General features: G+C 62.8%; 12 protein-coding genes, 1 tRNA gene and 4 pseudogenes. 7 read left to right on the top strand and 10 right to left on the bottom strand.

What is annotated here, in order from left to right:
- Positions 1-97: pseudogene (locus tag ASE85_RS22515) on the top strand (IS5-like element IS711 family transposase); the annotation flags it as partial.
- Between the two features lie 13 nt (positions 98-110).
- On the opposite strand, the gene ASE85_RS13565 reads toward ASE85_RS22515, so the two are convergent.
- From ASE85_RS13565 to hspQ, 7 genes are all read right to left on the bottom strand, one after another.
- Positions 111-1,427, bottom strand: a complete 1,317-nt coding sequence (locus ASE85_RS13565; protein ID WP_056689301.1) for an acetyl-CoA hydrolase/transferase family protein — start codon at positions 1,425-1,427, stop codon at positions 111-113.
- 71 nt (positions 1,428-1,498) lie between these two features.
- A complete protein-coding gene (locus tag ASE85_RS13560; protein ID WP_056689314.1) occupies positions 1,499-2,572 on the bottom strand; it encodes a phytase in 1,074 nt (357 codons plus the stop codon).
- An 8-nt stretch (positions 2,573-2,580) separates the two neighbouring features.
- A complete protein-coding gene (locus ASE85_RS13555; protein WP_056689312.1) occupies positions 2,581-3,993 on the bottom strand; it encodes a purple acid phosphatase family protein in 1,413 nt (470 codons plus the stop codon).
- A gap of 72 nt (positions 3,994-4,065) precedes the next feature.
- Entirely contained in the window at positions 4,066-6,891 is a 2,826-nt protein-coding gene (locus tag ASE85_RS13550; protein ID WP_056689298.1) for a TonB-dependent receptor, read from the bottom strand.
- A 131-nt stretch (positions 6,892-7,022) separates the two neighbouring features.
- Positions 7,023-8,960, bottom strand: coding sequence for an OPT family oligopeptide transporter (locus ASE85_RS13545; protein ID WP_056689310.1), 1,938 nt, complete (start codon positions 8,958-8,960; stop codon positions 7,023-7,025).
- 121 nt (positions 8,961-9,081) lie between these two features.
- The gene (locus ASE85_RS13540; RefSeq protein WP_056689295.1) at positions 9,082-9,855 is read right to left on the bottom strand and encodes a GDSL-type esterase/lipase family protein; all 774 of its coding nucleotides are present in this window, start codon (positions 9,853-9,855) and stop codon (positions 9,082-9,084) included.
- On the bottom strand, positions 9,812-10,183 hold the full coding sequence (hspQ, locus tag ASE85_RS13535; protein ID WP_056689291.1) for a heat shock protein HspQ: 372 nt from the start codon (positions 10,181-10,183) through the stop codon (positions 9,812-9,814). The genes ASE85_RS13540 and hspQ overlap by 44 nt, the downstream gene beginning before the upstream one ends.
- A gap of 136 nt (positions 10,184-10,319) precedes the next feature.
- On the opposite strand from hspQ, the gene ASE85_RS13530 reads away from it, so the two are divergent.
- Both ASE85_RS13530 and ASE85_RS13525 read left to right on the top strand, forming a co-directional pair.
- Positions 10,320-10,409: transfer RNA gene (locus tag ASE85_RS13530), tRNA-Ser, on the top strand.
- A gap of 167 nt (positions 10,410-10,576) precedes the next feature.
- Positions 10,577-11,500, top strand: coding sequence for an IS5 family transposase (locus tag ASE85_RS13525; protein WP_082462814.1), 924 nt, complete (start codon positions 10,577-10,579; stop codon positions 11,498-11,500).
- Positions 11,501-11,741: 241 nt separating this feature from the next.
- Here ASE85_RS13525 and ASE85_RS13520 read toward each other — a convergent pair whose 3' ends face one another.
- The 3 genes from ASE85_RS13520 to ASE85_RS22510 are packed head-to-tail and all read right to left on the bottom strand — an operon-like array spanning position 11,742 to position 13,171.
- Complete coding sequence (locus tag ASE85_RS13520) at positions 11,742-12,398, bottom strand: IS6 family transposase (protein WP_056689288.1); 657 nt, start codon at positions 12,396-12,398, stop codon at positions 11,742-11,744.
- A gap of 9 nt (positions 12,399-12,407) precedes the next feature.
- Positions 12,408-12,863 carry a hypothetical protein gene (locus tag ASE85_RS13515; RefSeq protein ID WP_056689284.1) on the bottom strand — a complete coding sequence of 152 codons (456 nt, stop codon included), beginning with the start codon at positions 12,861-12,863 and terminating at the stop codon, positions 12,408-12,410.
- Entirely contained in the window at positions 12,860-13,171 is a 312-nt protein-coding gene (locus ASE85_RS22510) for a PadR family transcriptional regulator (protein WP_082462813.1), read from the bottom strand. The genes ASE85_RS13515 and ASE85_RS22510 overlap by 4 nt, the downstream gene beginning before the upstream one ends.
- A 370-nt stretch (positions 13,172-13,541) precedes the next feature.
- Here ASE85_RS22510 and ASE85_RS24425 point away from each other — a divergent pair.
- The 4 genes and pseudogenes from ASE85_RS24425 to tnpC form a co-directional block, all read left to right on the top strand.
- Positions 13,542-13,736 (top strand): annotated as a pseudogene (locus ASE85_RS24425) (transposase); the annotation flags it as partial.
- 229 nt (positions 13,737-13,965) lie between these two features.
- Positions 13,966-14,055: pseudogene (locus ASE85_RS24420) on the top strand (hypothetical protein); the annotation flags it as partial.
- A gap of 58 nt (positions 14,056-14,113) precedes the next feature.
- Positions 14,114-14,461, top strand: a pseudogene (gene tnpB / locus ASE85_RS23535) (IS66 family insertion sequence element accessory protein TnpB); the annotation flags it as partial.
- A gap of 138 nt (positions 14,462-14,599) precedes the next feature.
- Complete coding sequence (gene tnpC / locus ASE85_RS13500) at positions 14,600-16,015, top strand: IS66 family transposase (protein WP_443018527.1); 1,416 nt, start codon at positions 14,600-14,602, stop codon at positions 16,013-16,015.
- The last annotated feature ends 122 nt before the right edge of the window (positions 16,016-16,137 follow it).

Genomic DNA, 16,137 nt, shown 5'->3' with positions numbered 1-16,137 from the left:
CAAGCGCTTTCGAAGGATCGCCCTGCGCTGCGAGAAAACCATCTCTGCCTTCATGGGCTTCGTCCATCTCGCGTGCGCCATGATCTGGATACGGTGAATGCAGACAGAGCCTAGAGGATGCGTCGTTCGCGGGCGGCGCGTTCCAGATCGTCGCGGAAATCGGGGTGGGCGATGGCGATGAGGGCGCGGGCGCGTTCGGCCAGCGACTTGCCCTTCATGTCGGCCCAGCCATATTCGGTGACGACGATATGGGTGTCGGTCCGCGGGGTCGTGACCGGGCCGTCGAGCCAGGGGACGATGCGCGATATCCTGCCCTTCGCGGCCGTGGAATGGCAGGCGATGATCGACCGGCCGCCGTTCGACGCATAGGCGCCGCGCACGAAGTCGAGCTGGCCGCCGGTGCCGCTATATTGGCGCCCGTTCATATGTTCCGAATTGCATGCGCCGCTCAGGTCCATCTGGATCGTCGCATTGACCGACAGCACCCGGTCATTCTGCGCGATGATGTGCGGGGCGTTCACATATTCGACCGGATGCGCGGCGACCGCATCATTGTCATGGATGAAGTCGTAGAGCGACTGGTCGCCCATGGCGAAGGTGAAGACCGACTTGCCCGGATGCAGCGCCTTGGCACTGTTGTCGACCACGCCCGCGCGGATCAGGCTGACGAGGCCGGGTGTGAGCAATTCGGTATGGATACCCAGATGCTGGTGCCCCAACAGCGCGGCGCAGACCGCGTCGGGCACCGCGCCGATGCCCATTTGCAGGCAGGCGCCATCCTCCACCATGGCCGCGATGATCGCGCCGATCGCATCGTCGGTCGCGTTGCGGGGCAGGGCTGGCACCTGACAGAGCGGGACATGGTTTTCTATAAGGGCCGTGACGTCCGACACATGGATCATGCAATCGCCATGGACATAGGGCATGGCGGGGTTCACCTCCACGATGAGCCGCGCGCCGCTGCGCGCCACGGCCAGCGCATAGTCGGCGTCGGTGCCCAGGCTGAAACAGCCATGGGCGTCCATATCGGAGACGGTAGTGATGAAAGTGTCGGCGCCGACATGATCGGTCAGCATCCGGGGGATCTGGTGGAACTGGACAGGCAGCACATCAATGAGCGGCCCGTCGCCGTCCAGACGCGCGGCATCGCCGGCGCGCTCTATCCCGCCGTGAAACAGGCTGACATGACGGATGCGGTCGGCAAGGTCGGGGGATAGGATCGGTGCGGCCGAGGTGGCGGGCGGGAGCATGGTGTAGAGGCTGGCGTCGCGCAGGCCGCCTGTGCGGACGCGGTCCGCGAGCGCGGCGGCCAGTGCTGGCGGAAAGCTGACGGCAAGGCCGGTCGCGATCTTCGCGCTGTTGGGGATCAGTGCCACGGCCTGATCCGCCGTCAGCCGCTTTGCGTCATAGGTCGCCTTGATGGTCATGCCCTCTCCATGGCTCTTTCCAGCCTTGTCGCCTGATGGCGCGGAGAGGGCAATCCAGCATTGGCGGGAGATTATTGCGGCAGGCCCAATGCTTTCACGATGTCGTCCCAGGCGGCCAGCTTGAAATTCTGCGCCGCCGTCGCGTTGTGGCCGTCCTGCGCGATGAACAGCCCGCCCGGATAGGCGGGACCGAAATCGCCCAGCACCAATTCTATGCCGTCGGTTTCCTCCGATCCGCCGATCTTCCCGTCGACCACTCGGAAGCGGCCGACATAGGAATCGTCGCTCAGGCGATAGGCGACATAGGCATTGTCGCCCTGGCTGGAGACGAGGACATAGCCGTCCGTCTCGCCGATGGGTGCGATGGCGACACCTTCGGCATCCATGACGAGATTCTTGCCATCGGCCGCCGCGATCTTCGTCGCTATCGTCGATCCGGTTGCGCGGGCATCGAAACGCCACAGGCCGACATCTTCCTCCGCCACGTAAAGGATGCCGGTGCGGTCATCTACGGCGCAGCCTTCCGACTGGGTGCCGAGCTTCATCGTGCGCACGATCTTGCCTGTGGGCGCTGCCCCAGATACGTCAAGGGCGACCTGATGGACCGTGCCATCCTTCAGCACGATGAAAGCGTAGGTGGCCTCTGCCGCGCGATACATGCAAATGCCATAGGCCTCGCCCTTGCCGGCATCGACCTTGCCCAGCGCGCTGATCTTTGCAGTGCCGGGGTCAAGGCGGAACAGGGCGAGTTTGGCGTTCGCCACATCGTTACGGTCGCTGGCGACGACGAGAATGCCGTTGTGGCCGCTGATCGCTACGCCGTCGCGCAGGTCGACATTGTTGACCCGGCCAGCGTCCAGAAAATCGCGGGTCTTGCCGTCCAGGCCGTAGACATAGAGGCCGGCTTTCTTGTCGGTGCCCACGATCAGGCTGGCGGCCGGGTTGGCGGCGTTGCGCCAGATCGCCGGATCGTCGGCCGCGTCGGCATTGGGCGTGCCGACCGGGGTGGTTTCGCCGCGCGCGGTGACATGCACCGCCGGGGTCGCATTGGCGATGCGGACTTCGACCGGTACTTCCTTCTCGCTGGTCGCGCAGCCGGCCAGAGCGAGCAGGCTGGCGAGGTGGAAGGCGAAACGCTTCATCATGCTGATCCTCATTTGCCGCGCGCGACGCATTTGCCGCCGTCGGGGCCGATAGTGCCGGTGCCGGAAACCATACAGGTGCGCACCGCGATGGTGGGTTCGGTCGTGTCGGTCAGGTGATTGCCGTCCGTGCGCTTCTCCAGATCGAAGCCGTCATACAGCTTGCCTGATGCGGTGAAGGTGCGGAATTTCAGCCGATCGCCATCGACGTCCACCACCTGATAGAGTTCGGTCGCTTCGGCCGTTTTGTCCGGCTGGGTCCGGGCGCGATCATTGAGGCCATACATCTTGGAGCCGGTGACGGAGACGAGATAGACCGGTCCCTGGATTGCGCCGTCCTTGCGCGCCTGTGCGGAGGCTTCACGGCCCGCTTCGGATGTCAGGCGGCTGTAGCAATGGTCATGGCCTTGCAGCACCAGATCGACCTTGCGCTTGTCGAAGACCGGTTTCCATGCGGTCTTCACCTCCGCCGTGTCCTGCGGCCGGGCACAGGTGAAGACGGGCTGGTGGAACAGCACGACATTCCACCGGGCCTTGCTGGAGGCGAGCGTTGCATCGAGCCATTGGGTCTGCTGCTTCATCGTGCCCAGGTCGATGGCCGAGGTGCCATCGAGGATGATGAAGCGCACGCCCTGATAATCGACGTAATAAGTGGTCTTGAGGCCCGGCACGCCATTGTCCGGCAGCGCGAATTGCAGCGGGAAATAGGGACCGAGCTGGCGGCTTTCGGCGCCGTTGGGCAGCGTCACGTCGACATATTCATGATTGCCGGTGGCGGGTAGCTGCGGGACGATCGACCAGTTGTAACCGGCCGCCTGATTGAATTCGCCCCATTCGTCGTCATGGTCAAGATCGTCGCGCTGGGCGGCGAGATCGCCGGCATGGACGACCAGTTCGATCCCGCCATTGGCGTGGAAGGCCTGACGGATGACGCGGCTGGCATAGGTCAATATGCCGTTCTGGATATCGCCCAGATAGAGGAAACGGAACGGCTTGGCCTGCGCCGAGGCGGTGCGGAATTGCAGCCATTCGGTCCAGCCTGCGCTGCCCCTCAGCCGGTAGGCATAGACGGTATCGGGGGTGAGGTTGTCGAAGCGGATCTGGTGATAGAGGGCCGGGCCGTTGGCGCTGTCCTTGGGCGTGCCGGCGGGGCCGGAGAGGGTCGTCGCCTTTTCCTCCAGCGTGGGACCATCAACCGAAATGGCGATCTGCGCCTCGCTGGCGATCTGGACCGCATCGGTACGATAGGCCACGGCCATACCGCGTGAGGGATCGGCGGCGGGCGTCAGCATGATGCGATCGGGCAGGGTGCGCGCCGCATAGGGCGTGCCGGCCGAGCGGGGCACGGGTGGCGTGGCGGCAGGCTGGGCGATGAGTGGCGCGGCGGTGGCGAGAAGCAGGGCAGACAGGGGCAGTCGAAGCATCATGGCCTCCGTAAAACAGGGTTTGCCGGCCGCGCGAGGGCGCGACCGGCAAGCCAAGGGAATGCGCAGGGATCAGAAGCTGGCGGTGATGCCGAACTTCGCAGTCCAGTTATATTCTTCGAACTGCAACAGGCGCTTGCCGCCGGCATAGTTCTGATAGGCGAAATAGGGTTCGTTGCCGACGTTGATCCATTCGGCAAACACCCGCACGCCCGGTGCGAGGCGATATTTGGCGCTCAGGTCGATCTGGAAATGATTGTCGACATAGCGGTCTTCTTCCGGATTGCCGCCCAGTTCGTCCAGATATTTGTCACGATAGGTGCCGGCCGCGCGCAGGGAGATCGGCCCCTTTTCATAACCCAGCACCAGGTTGAACGTGTTCTTTGACGAAGACGCGAGCGGGATGCTGCGCGGATCGGCGATGTCGCCGTCGGTCAGCACCGTGCCCTTGGCATCGGTATAGGTATAGTTGGCGTTGACCAGCAGGCCGTCGAACGGCGCAGGCAGGAAGCTCATCACCTGGCTGTAGGAGACTTCGAAGCCCTTCACCTTGGCCTTGTCGCCGTTGATGAAGCTGGTCAGTTCCGAATATTCGACGCCATAGAGCGTGCCGCCGGTCCGGGTGCGCTGTTCGACCACGAAGTCCTTGATCGACTTCCAGAAGAAACCGCCGGTCAGCGCCGCATTGGTGCCGAAATACCATTCGGCTGACAGGTCGGCGTTCCAGGCGCGATAGGGGTTGAGCGCCGGGTTGCCGGTTTCGGCTTCCAGATCTTCGTTGATGGTGAAGCGCGGCGTCAGACTCGACAGGTTCGGGCGGACCAGGCTTTTATAGACGCCGGCGCGCAGCACGACGTTGCGGACCGGTTCATAGCGCACAGTCAGGCTGGGCAGCCAGTCGGTATAGTTGCGCACGAAGCGGTTGGGCGTGACGAAGACGGTGTCTTCGGTCAGTTCCGCGCCCTGATATTCCGCGCCTTCCTCCAGGAACTGGGTCAGCTTGGCGCGGATGTCGTTGCGCGTCTGCTCCATGCGGACGCCGCCGATGATGCGCAGCGTGTCGCTGTCCCAACGGCCCATCAGGTAGGTGGCGAGGATATCTTCCTTCACCGAATAGTCGGACGAGTTGGAGTTGATCGCGGTGTCGATCGCGTTCAGTTCGAAATTGTCGCGATTCTGGTTGAAGAAATCGGTCGGCCCGGTGTGGCTGGGCAGCGGCAGGATATCCTGGATGCGATAGGTCTGGCCGCCCAGAACGTCCGCCAGCGTATAGTCGCCGTCATAGCCGTCGTAGAGGGTCGATTCGAGGTTGTAGCTCTTCTTGCGCCAGCGCGCCTTCATGCCGGCCTGCACGGTGAAGGTGCCGGCGTCGGACGCGAAGGCGCGGGAAATATCGCCCTTGATCGCATATTCGCGGTCGCGCGAGTCCGACAGGACGGTCTGTTCCAGCTCGTCGAAGCCATAGCTGGTCGGATCGTAGAAGGCGTCCGCGCCGTTGCCGCTGACGGTGAAGGTCGGCTTGCGCGGATTGGCATAGTCGAAGCCTATGGTCAGGTCGTCGCCTTCGTCGAAGCGGGCGCGGAAGCGGGTCGGATCGATCGATCCGTTTTCACGCTCGCTGGCTTCCGACCAGGCACCAGAGTAGGTCATCTTCCACGGGCCGCTATTGGTTTCGCCACCCAGCGTCAGCGACTTGATCTTCTGCTTTTCGAAGCGGTCCTTCATGCGGCGGCGCACTTCGATGCGGCCGTCTTCCGATGAAAATTCCGCACTGGTCGCGGTCGAGGCATTGGGCGCTTCGTCCATGATCAGGATCACGTCGCCGCGATATTCCTGATCCTCGAACTGGCTGTAGATGCCGCGCGCATAGAGCTTGGTCGTGTCGGTCGCCAGCCAGTCGAGGCTGAGCGTCCCGCCGATGCGCTTGCGTTCCACATCATAGTCGCGATACTGGATTTCGGCGGCATAGGCATTGCCATTGTCGTCCGTGGCCCAGTCGGTTGCTTCGATATTGTCGCTTTCGAACTTGCGCTTGTAATAGCTGGCGCCGCCCGCAACGCCCAGGCGATCGGTCAGGCGGGTCGAGAAGTCGAAGCTGCCCTTGGGCGTCAGCGCGTCGGCGAACTCGTTATAGCTGCCTTCCAGCTTGACCGAGTAGAGATCCTTCTTGCGGTCGAAGGCGCTGGTCGTGTTGATTTCGATCGAGGCGCCGATCGTGTCGCCGTCCATGTCCGGCGTCAGTGACTTCTTGATCTCGATCGACTCGATCAGTTCGGACGGGATGACGTCCAGCGCGACCTGGCGCGTGTCGCTTTCCGGCGCCGGCAGGCGGGTGCCGTTGATCGACGCGGCGTTGAGCGAGGGATCAAGGCCACGGACCGACACGAAGCGGCCTTCGCCCTGATCGTTCAGAATGTTGACGCCGGGCAGGCGACGAAGCGATTCGGCGACGTTCTGGTCGGGAAACTGGCCGATGGCGTCGCGGGTCAGGACGCTTTCGACGCCGTCCGCGGCGCGCTGGCGGGACAGGGCCGAAGCCTGATTGGCGACCTGGCCGACGACGATGATCGAGCTGTCGACGTCGGACCCGATGCGGATGTCGGCATCGATGTCGCCACTGGCGGGAACGGTGACGGTGGTGCGGACCGGATCGGCGCCGACATAGCGGGCCTCGATCGTGTAGGTGCCGGGGGCGACGTCAGGGAAGCGGTAGGAGCCATCACGGCCGGCTTCGGCGACGCGGCCATTTTCGACGATGCGCAGTTGTGTGGACTGGAGCGCGCGGGTGCCGGTGCCGTCGGAGACGGTGCCGGTGATCGTGCCGGCAAGGGCGGCGGCGGGTGTGGCAAGCGCGATGACAATGGCGGCGCGGCTGACGCCACGGAAGATGCGACTCATGATGGACTCCCTGTTGGCGAGGGAGTCCAGCGGCGCATGCCGCAACGCCCCGTCGCTTCGGGGGCGCAATTGCGGTGCTTTCCTTACAGCTTCATGCCGTTTCCGTTACAGTTCGATGAAATGACGAACTATTACAAGGGATCGGACGCCCAGCGCTTCAGCCGGGCATAGAGCCCCGCGATCGCGCCCGCGAACACCAGGATGGCGAGCGGTACGGACCAGTGATTTTCAGCCACCAGCGCCAGCGGCGCATCGCTGTTGGTGCTGGCGACGATGCCGGCGAAGGCGACGCCGAACAGGCTTTCGCCCACGATGAAGCCGGTCGCCATCAGCACGCCCATGCGTTCGGCAAATTCGGGGTTCGCCTGGCGCAGCGCCCAGCGGTTGTAGAGATGGCCGACCAGCGCGCCGACCGGGATCAGCAGGGTCAGCGCCATCGGCAGATAAATGCCCATGCCGACCGCGAGCGGCGGGAGGCGCAGTTTGCCGGAACGGCCCAGCAGTTCGTCGATCGCGATCACGATGACGCCGATGCCTGCGCCGATGCCGATCAGGTTCCAGTCGAGGTCGCCGCCCAGCACGCCCTTCGCCAGCGCGGAGATCAGCGCAGCCTGCGGCGCGGGCAGGGCGTTGGGGCCGGCACCGGGTGCGCCGGCAAAACCGAAGGCGCTGTTGAGCAGGTCGAGCACAGGCGGAATGACCAGCGCGCCGAACAGCACGCCCAGGATCAGGGCGATCTGCTGCTTCCAGGGGGTTGCGCCGACGAGTTGACCGGTCTTGAGATCCTGCAAATTGTCGTTGGAGATGGTGGCGATGCCGAAGATGATCGCGGTGGTGAACAGCGCATAGGCGATCAGCGCCTGCGTCTGCGACGGGTCGCCATGGCCCGATCCGTAGATGGCGGCCAGCAGCAGCGACGCGCCCAGCACGGCAAGGATGCCGACGCCGGAAATCGGGCTGTTCGACGCGCCGATCAGGCCCGCCATATAGCCACAGACGGACGCGATGACGATGCCCGCCACCAGCACATAGGCCAGAGTAAGGCCGATCACCGGCACCGGATTGGCCGCGATTGGGCCGCCTTGCGCAAAGACCCAGAGCAGGATGCCGATGGGCAGCAGCGCGGCCAGGATGGTGCCGCCGACGATGCCGATCGGCAGGTCGCGTTCGGTGATGTCGAGGCTGGCGGCATTGCCGGACTTGCGCGCGGCATTGGCGACCAGTGCGGAACGAATGCCGCTGACGATCGGGCCAAGGATTTTGAGCAGGGTCCAGATCGCCGCGATGCCGATCGTGCCGGCACCGATGAAGCGCGCTTTCATGCGGAAGGCGGTACCGACGATGTCGGACAGTTCGGCGCCTGCAGGCAGCGGCGTGGTGAGATAGGGGACGAGGCCGACCCAGCTGATGAGCAGGCCTATGAACATCGCCACGCCCACCGACAGGCCGACCAGATGGCCGACACCGATCAGCGCCATGGAGAAGCTGGTGGAGACGGAGGTCGCGCCCGCGCCGAACTTGAAGAAGGTAGCGGCTTCCTCCGCCAGAATGCGGGTCTTGGCGATTATGGAGAAGCTGGCGGCGGCGACCGCGCTGGCGACGATGGCGGCCAGGCCGCGCTTATTTTCTTCCAGACCCTCACGCGAACCGGCGCCGACCTTGAGCACTTCGGCGGCAGCCACGCCTTCGGGATAGGGCAGGTCGGACCCGGTGACGAGCGCGCGGCGCAGCGGCACCGAATACATCACGCCCAATATGCCGCCCAGCGCGATGGTGCAGGCCGACAGCCAATAGGGGAAACCCTGCCACCAGCCGATGATGACCAGGCCCGGCAGGACGAAGATGATCGCCGAGAGCGTACCGGCGGCCGACGCGATCGTCTGGACGATGTTATTTTCCAGGATCGTGCCGGTCGCGAACAGCCGCAGCACCGCCATGGAGATGACGGCGGCGGGAATCGACGTCGCGAAGGTCAGGCCGATCTTGAGGCCCAGATAGACGTTCGCCGCCGTGAAGACGAGGGTGATGAGCGCGCCGAGTATGACCCCGCGCAGCGTCAGTTCGGCCATGGCGTGGGTCTGTGCCCCCTGGCCTGTTACGTCCGTCATTGCAGTCATCCCCTGGCTTGGCAGCGTCTATCGAACGGTTGGTAATAATCTTGCTTGTGCGTGGATCAATCGGAAAGTGCAATCAGGAGGCGTTTCTGGCTGTCGTGGCCGGGGACGCATGATCCAGCCAATTGTCGACCAGGCTGGTCCAGCGCTGATAGCCGCGCGCATTCATATGCAGTCCGTCCGGCGTGAAGAGCGAGGCGTCGGGTAGCCCGTCGCGGGCCAGCAGCACCGTGCCAACGTCCAGATAGTCGAAGCCGTCGGTTTTGGCGCGGGCGGCCAGGGCGGCGTTGACCTGCGCCATCTTGGGCCGCAACGTCCAGCGGATCGGGCTGGGCTTCAGGGACAGCCAGGCGATCGAGGCGCGGGGATAGTCGGCCCGCAATTTCTTCAGCAGCGTCAATATGTCGCGCGACACGGCTTCGGGCGATGTGCCCGCAGCCAGATCATTCTCGCCGACATAGACGACTATCGACCGGGGCGGGACGGAGGGCAACAGGCGCTTGTAATAATGCAGCACATGCGCGGTGGTCGCGCCGCCGAAGCCGCGATTGACCGTGCCGATGTCGTGAAAGCTGCCGGCAATGTCCCACAGGCGAATGCTGGAACTGCCCAGGAACAGGGTCGCGTCGCGCACCGGCAGGCCAGCACTGTTCGCCTTGGCAAAAGCGTCGATCTCCCTGGAGAAGGGAAAGGCCGGATCGGCATTGGGCAGAGGCGCCGGCGGCGGCGCGGCGAGGGCAACCGCCGGCGTCGCGCAGGCGACCAGCAGCACGGCCAGCGCCTTGCGCCAGCCGGGCGCAGTCGCCTTAATGGCGGTGGAGCGGGCGCAGGGTATATTTGCCGTCCGCATAGCTGCCGAACATGCCGGTGATGGCGGGGTGGTCCACCGGCTCGTCGCTGTCATCAGCCGCCAGATTCTGTTGACTGACATAGGCGACATAGCTGGACTCCCCATTTTCGGCGAGCAGGTGATAGAAAGGCTGCTGCTTGTCGGGGCGGGCATGTTCGGGGATCGCTTCATACCATTCCTCGCTATTGGCGAAGACCGGATCGATATCGAACACGACCCCGCGAAAGCCGAACATGCGGTGCTTGACCACATCTCCGATGCTGAAGCGGGCATGGACGATCGGCGGGGCGGTGATGCCGGTGCCGGAAATCTGAATCGTGTCTCTCATATGATCAATTTAGGAGCCTGCCCGGCGGACACAAGAAAAATACCGGAAAGACCGCTTGGCAAGTGTGAATTCATTCGCTAATGGCCGCCCCTCGACCGGGAACGCAGCGCTTTCAACAGCCTGCCGGACCTTCTGCGGAGAGGTGGCAGAGTGGTCGAATGTACCGCACTCGAAATGCGGCGTGCCCTAGCGGGTACCGTGGGTTCGAATCCCACCCTCTCCGCCACTTACTTTTTTCAGTAGATGTCATACCGGTTCGAGAAGCGCAGAAATGCGTTATTTCTTGCGCGTCTTCACTCTCTGTGTATCTCATATGTTCTCGTGAAAGCTGGCTTTGTTGCATAATTGAGCTTGGAGATTCCTTGTGCGAATCGAGTGTGTTAGGGGGCATTCATGTCCAAGCTTGCCCCACCGAAATATCGCACGACGAACTGGAGCGCGTATAATGCGGCGCTGAATCAGCGGGGTTCTCTGGATGTTTGGTTTGATCCGGATATGCAGTGGCTATCGGCACCATGCGGTCGCCCTGCTCGTTTTTCGGACGGTGCGATTGAGCTGTGCTTGACGTTGAAAGCGCTATTCAACCTGCCGTTGCGGCAGGCGACGGGGTTGGTGGCAAGCCTGCTCAAGCTGGCTGATCTGAACTGGCCGGTGCCGGATTATACGACGCTATGTCGACGTCAGAAGACGCTGCCAGTGACGCTTGGCGGCCGTCCCAGTTCGGGCGGTCTGCATCTTCTGATCGACAGCACCGGGATCAAGATGATGGGCGAAGGGGAATGGAAGACACGCAAGCACGGCGCTTCCTATCGTCGCCAGTGGCGCAAAGTGCACATCGGGATCGACGTAGAAAACCTTGATATCCGCGCCATTGAAGTCACCACCAACGCAATTGGGGATGCCCCTGTCCTCCCGGATCTGTTGGCGCAGATCCCGGCAGATGAGAAGATCGGCAGTGTCGGTGGGGACGGCGCATACGACACCAAGAAGTGCCATGCCGCGATCGCCGAACGCGAGGCGCAAGCCATCATTCCGGTCCGCCGCAACGGTCGACCATGGAAGGAGGATGCCCCTGGCGTGCAAGCCCGCAATGAAACGCTGCGTGCGATCAAACGGCTTGGACGCACCATCTGGAAGAAGTGGAGCGGTTATCATCGCCGCAGCCTCGTCGAAACAAAAATGCACTGCTTCAAGCTGCTCGGTCAGCGCGTCATGGCCCGCACCTTCAATCATCAGATAACCGAGCTCAAAGTCCGTGCGGCAATCCTCAATCGATTTTCGCAAATCGGCACACCTAATACCGTCCGCGTTGCGTAGTAATCTCAAATAAAGACTGCATCATACCCTTCCAGAGTTATGCAACAAGGCCCCGAAAAGCCCGGAAACGCTGGGCTTTCTCGGTTCGCTAGGGATGTAGGAAAACAAGGTCTTGGCGGTGCTGTCAGTCTAATGCGAACTCGTCTCCACCGGATGCACTTCGGGCGAAGAGGGCGGGGGGATAGCTTGCAAAGGACTGCCACTCCGCGAGGGCCGCGGAGCGTCTTTCCTTGTATGTCTTTCAATCGACGAGATGACGTTCCAGTGAGAAGTGGTTGTGGAGACTGGCATGGACGGAGGCGAACTTCTGTAGCGCCTTCATCTGCCTGAAGCGCAGCATCGCCCGCTCTCGTCGTCGGAAGGGCAGGTGGCTGTTCTCCACCCTGTTGTTGGCCCAGCGTCCGACCTCCTGCTTGTCGCGGTTGCCGAGTTCGTTCATCGCAGCGCTGTAGGAGCGCAGGCCATCGGTAGTCACCGCTTCTGGCGATCCATGCCGCTTGAGCGCCTTCTTCATGAAGGCGAGCGCCGCTTTTTTGTCGCGTTTTCTCGTGACGTAGCTTTCAAGGATTTCGCCTTCCTGATCGACGGCGCGCCAGAGATAGACCATTTCTCCGTTAATCTTGACGTACATCTCATCAAGATGCCAGCGCCAGTGGCGTAAGCCCTTCATGCGGCTAATGCGCTGCCGATGAATGTCGCCTGCGAACAGCGGGCCAAACCTGTTCCACCGGAGTCGCACCGTCTCGTGGCAGATGTCGATGCCGCGCTCGAAGAGCAGGTCTTCGACATTTCGCAACGAAAGAGGATAGCGAACGTACATCAGCACCACCAGGCGGATCACCTCGGGCGATGAGTTGAAGTAGCGAAACGGATTGGCGGGCTTGCGGGCGCGGGGCATGAATTTCCGCTAACGCCAACTTCCTAGCGGCAGGTGCACTTGCTTTGACAGAGCCGTCAGGCCGATCACCAATGCGCCGGCGTTGATCCCGAGGTAGCGCATTGGCGCACAGGCGATCACCATATAAGCAACGCCGAGCACAACGGCACTGATCGCACAGATAATGCCAAGAGCGCGAGGGCGACGCATCGTGGCGTCCAGGATGTGCATGGTGGTCGATTCTTTGGAGAATGGAGCGCCATCGCCGGTCAGCGAGGCGAAGGGTTGTAGAAGATGCGACGCGACCGCACGCGGCATGAGTCCGCACAGGCTATCGAGCGTGAACAGGAGCGCCTTGGTATCGTCAGGGATGCTGGCCGCCTCGCAGCGAACCGCCCGTCCCCACGCTTGCAACGAGGGCGGCAACGTCGCTTGCAGCGCGCGGCAGGCCAAGTCGGTAAGACCCCGGCGAAGGCCGGCGCTCATATGGTCGCCTCCCGGCGTGGCACGGCAGATGTCGCCGTCTGTCCCGGGGGGGTGGCCCGGGCGAGTTGCACGCCGCTGGCCGTCAGCCGGTAGGCATGTCGCGGCGGTCGGCCTCCTTCAGCCGGCTGCTGCCATTCCGCTTCGAGGTAGCCTTGTGCCTCCAAGCGGATCAGAAGCGGATAGAGGGTGCCGGATTTCACATCGGCGAGCCGTGCCAGTTCATATCCGTGAGACCATCGGCCTCCGGCATCGAGCAGGACGGCAAGAATCGCCCTGGCATGGGGTGAGAGCGTACGTGTTCGAGACATGCGCAATAATCTGAATTGCGGCCTGCGACACACCATTTCAACCGGCGAAAATTCTGAGAGCCCTCTCTATTCCTGAAATTTGATCGTTTCCGGGATAGTGGGATCGAGTAACGACAAACAGGTGTTTCTCAGAGGTCTCCGCTACCGGGATTTTGTCGACAGCGCGGCAGCCGCAATGATTATCACGGCGCCGCTGGCCATCCGGCATGCCAACCGGCAGGTTTATCCGAAACCCGACACTTACCGTCGTGCGCAGGAACGGCGGTTTTGTCCCACGACTTCGCGTTCGCTTGCGGTAGCAGTCGACCCATTCGTAAGTGGTGTTTTGGCGCCACCTTGCCTGATTTTCTGATTGGGGCAGAGGGTGTGGATGGACGACGCCACACTTACGACCGCATTGGACACCCGCATTGGAGTGCCTCTGAAGCCAGTTCGACGAGTTGAGCTGCTGAGCGGGATGGCGGGGCGGCGGCGGATCTGGACGCTGGAGCAGAAGCTGGCGCTGGTTGCGGATATGGAGCGTTGCGACAATATCGCGGCGTTTGCACGAGAGGGTGATGTCAGCACGGCGCTGTTGTACACTTGGCGTAGAGAACTGCGCTACGCAGTGGAGGCCAGCAAGCTTCCGCCCCGTAATGAGCCGATGTTCGTGCCCGCAGTAGGCGATACATCACCGCCGGTTTCGCACGATGGCAATGTGGAGGTCGAGATGGAGGCGCAGTTGTTCGGATCGGACAGGCGGCTCGGACTGACCTGGTTATCGCTGTCATTCAGGCTCTGCAGGCCGGTGGTCGATGATCGGGCCCGGAACCGGTGCACGTGTGATGGTTGCAACGCACCCGGTGGATTTCCGCAAGGGGCCGGACGCCTTGGCTGCGCTGGTCGGCGCCGAGTATGGCGGCGATCCCTATTCCGGCGTGATCTACGTGTTTCGGGCGAAGCGACCGGGTGGAAAGCGAAGGCGGCATGGCGAAGGCCGTGGCGGCGGGCTGGCCCAAGGCGATGATCGAAACGGCGGCGGCGGCGCGGCAGGCGCGGGTCGATCGCGGCGAGGACGTGATCGTGGGCGTCAACAAATATCGTGCGGACCGGATAAAGCTGATCTGGTGGGACGGCACCGGCCTGTGCCTGATGGCCAAGAGGCTGGAGTCCGGTAGCTTTAAATGGCCGGGCATCCAGGACGGCGTGATGCGGCTGACATCGGCACAGCTTGGTGCACGTTTGGAAGGCCTGGACTGGCACCGGGTGCATGGCGGACGTCGCCCGCTCGCGCCACAAATTGCCGGTTGACGGGGGGCAGTGATGATTCACTGTCTCCATGCTCATGGAAGCGGACCTCCCCGAAGACCTTGAAGCGCTCCGCGCGCTTGTCCTCGAACAGGCCCGTGAGATCGTGCGCTGAAGGGTGCCCAGGCCGAAGTCGAGCGGTTGAAGGCGATCATTGAGGCCTTTCAGCGCCATGTTTTCGGTCGCCGGTCCGAGCAACTTGATGCCGATCAGCTACAGCTTTTCCTGGAAGACATTGAGACAGCCCTTGGGCATGCCGAAGCGGCCAGTGAGGCGCCAGTGGGACGGCAACGCAGCGATCGCCCGCGCAAGACCAACCGGGGCTCCCTTCCTGCGCATCTCGAACGCATCGAGCAGGTCATCGATATCGACGACAAAGCCTGTCCCTGCTGTGATGGCACTCTCCACCAGATCGGCGAAGATGTGGCCGAGCGGCTCGATGTCATCCCCACCACGTTCCGCGTCCTGGTCACACGCCGCCCGCGCTACGGCTGCCGTTCCTGCGAGAGCGCGGTCGTACAGGCGCCGGCACCAGCGCGCATCGTTGAAGGCGGTATCCCGACCGAAGCGCTGATCGCGCAGGTGCGGGTCGCTAAATATGCCGACCATTTGCCTCTCTATCGACAAGCCCAGATCTACGCCCGGCAGGCACCCAGTTGGATCGCTCGACGCTGGCAGACTGGGTCGGCCGGGCCGCCTGGTATCTGCGCCCGTTGCTGGAACGCATTCTTGCAGAGTTACGGCAAGCCCAACGGCTGTTCGCTGACGAGACCACCGCCCCGGTACTCGATCCGGGGCGCGGGCGAACGAAGACAGGGTCAGCTATGGGCCTATGCCCGCGATGATCGGCCGTGGGGCGGCGGTGCCCCGCCAATGATCGCCTATGTCTATGCTGCAGACCGCAAAGCGGAACGACCAGAGGCTCATCTCGGCATCTTTGCGGGTATCCTGCAGGTCGACGGCTATGGTGGCTATGCCGCCCTCGCGCGGCGGCGGCAGCAGGTGCAGCTGGCCTTCTGCTGGGTACATGTCCGGCGCAAGTTTTACGAACTGGCGGAGAGTTCACCGGTCGCAACCGAGGTCCTGCGCCGCATCGCCTTACTCTATGCCATTGACGACGAGGTTCGGGGCACATCGGCTGAGCAGCGCCGAGCCACAGGGGCAGACCAGAGCCGTGTCATCGTCGACGATCTCCACCACTATCTCGATGCCCGCAACCGACAGGTCAGCGCCAAAAGCAAGCTGGGCGAAGCCATTCGCTACGCGCTCACCCGCTGGGAAGGCCTCTCACGTTTCATCGACGATGGCCGCATCGATCTCGACAGCAACACGGTCGAACGGTCAATCAGGCCCCCTGCTCTGAATCGCAAAAACGATCTGTTCGCTGGTTCTGACGAGGGCGGCGACAACTGGGCTGTGATCGCTACCCTTATCGAATGCTGCAAGCTCAATGCCGTCAATCCGCATCAATGGCTCACCGACACGCTTTCCAGGCTGGCCAATGGTCATCCCGCCAACAGCGTCGCCGACCTCATGCCATGGATGGCCTTGACCTGAAAACACCGCTTACACCCATTCCAGCCTTCCAGGCGCCTCTTTTCGTTCCCCAGCGGCGGGCAGTCCGCTATCATTACGGTCTTTCTCGTGTTTCGCCATGATCTGAGAGGTCGACAGTTGAA

Origin of the sequence: Sphingobium sp. Leaf26 (assembly GCF_001421665.1) — a bacterium.
Lineage (GTDB): Bacteria > Pseudomonadota > Alphaproteobacteria > Sphingomonadales > Sphingomonadaceae > Sphingobium.
This window is presented reverse-complemented; position numbering and strand designations above follow the sequence as displayed.

Bases quoted from the DNA above. Each gene is read 5' to 3' on its own strand.
- ASE85_RS13525 (WP_082462814.1), top strand. From the start codon at position 10,577: ATGTCCAAGCTTGCCCCACCGAAATATCGCACGACGAACTGGAGCGCG.
- ASE85_RS13565 (WP_056689301.1), bottom strand. From the start codon at position 1,427: ATGACCATCAAGGCGACCTATGACGCAAAGCGGCTGACGGCGGATCAG.
- ASE85_RS22510 (WP_082462813.1), bottom strand. From the start codon at position 13,171: ATGTCTCGAACACGTACGCTCTCACCCCATGCCAGGGCGATTCTTGCC.
- ASE85_RS13560 (WP_056689314.1), bottom strand. From the start codon at position 2,572: ATGATGAAGCGTTTCGCCTTCCACCTCGCCAGCCTGCTCGCTCTGGCC.
- ASE85_RS13545 (WP_056689310.1), bottom strand. From the start codon at position 8,960: ATGGCCGAACTGACGCTGCGCGGGGTCATACTCGGCGCGCTCATCACC.
- ASE85_RS13540 (WP_056689295.1), bottom strand. From the start codon at position 9,855: ATGCGGACGGCAAATATACCCTGCGCCCGCTCCACCGCCATTAAGGCG.
- ASE85_RS13520 (WP_056689288.1), bottom strand. From the start codon at position 12,398: ATGCCCCGCGCCCGCAAGCCCGCCAATCCGTTTCGCTACTTCAACTCA.
- ASE85_RS13515 (WP_056689284.1), bottom strand. From the start codon at position 12,863: ATGAGCGCCGGCCTTCGCCGGGGTCTTACCGACTTGGCCTGCCGCGCG.
- ASE85_RS13550 (WP_056689298.1), bottom strand. From the start codon at position 6,891: ATGAGTCGCATCTTCCGTGGCGTCAGCCGCGCCGCCATTGTCATCGCG.
- ASE85_RS13555 (WP_056689312.1), bottom strand. From the start codon at position 3,993: ATGCTTCGACTGCCCCTGTCTGCCCTGCTTCTCGCCACCGCCGCGCCA.
- hspQ (WP_056689291.1), bottom strand. From the start codon at position 10,183: ATGAGAGACACGATTCAGATTTCCGGCACCGGCATCACCGCCCCGCCG.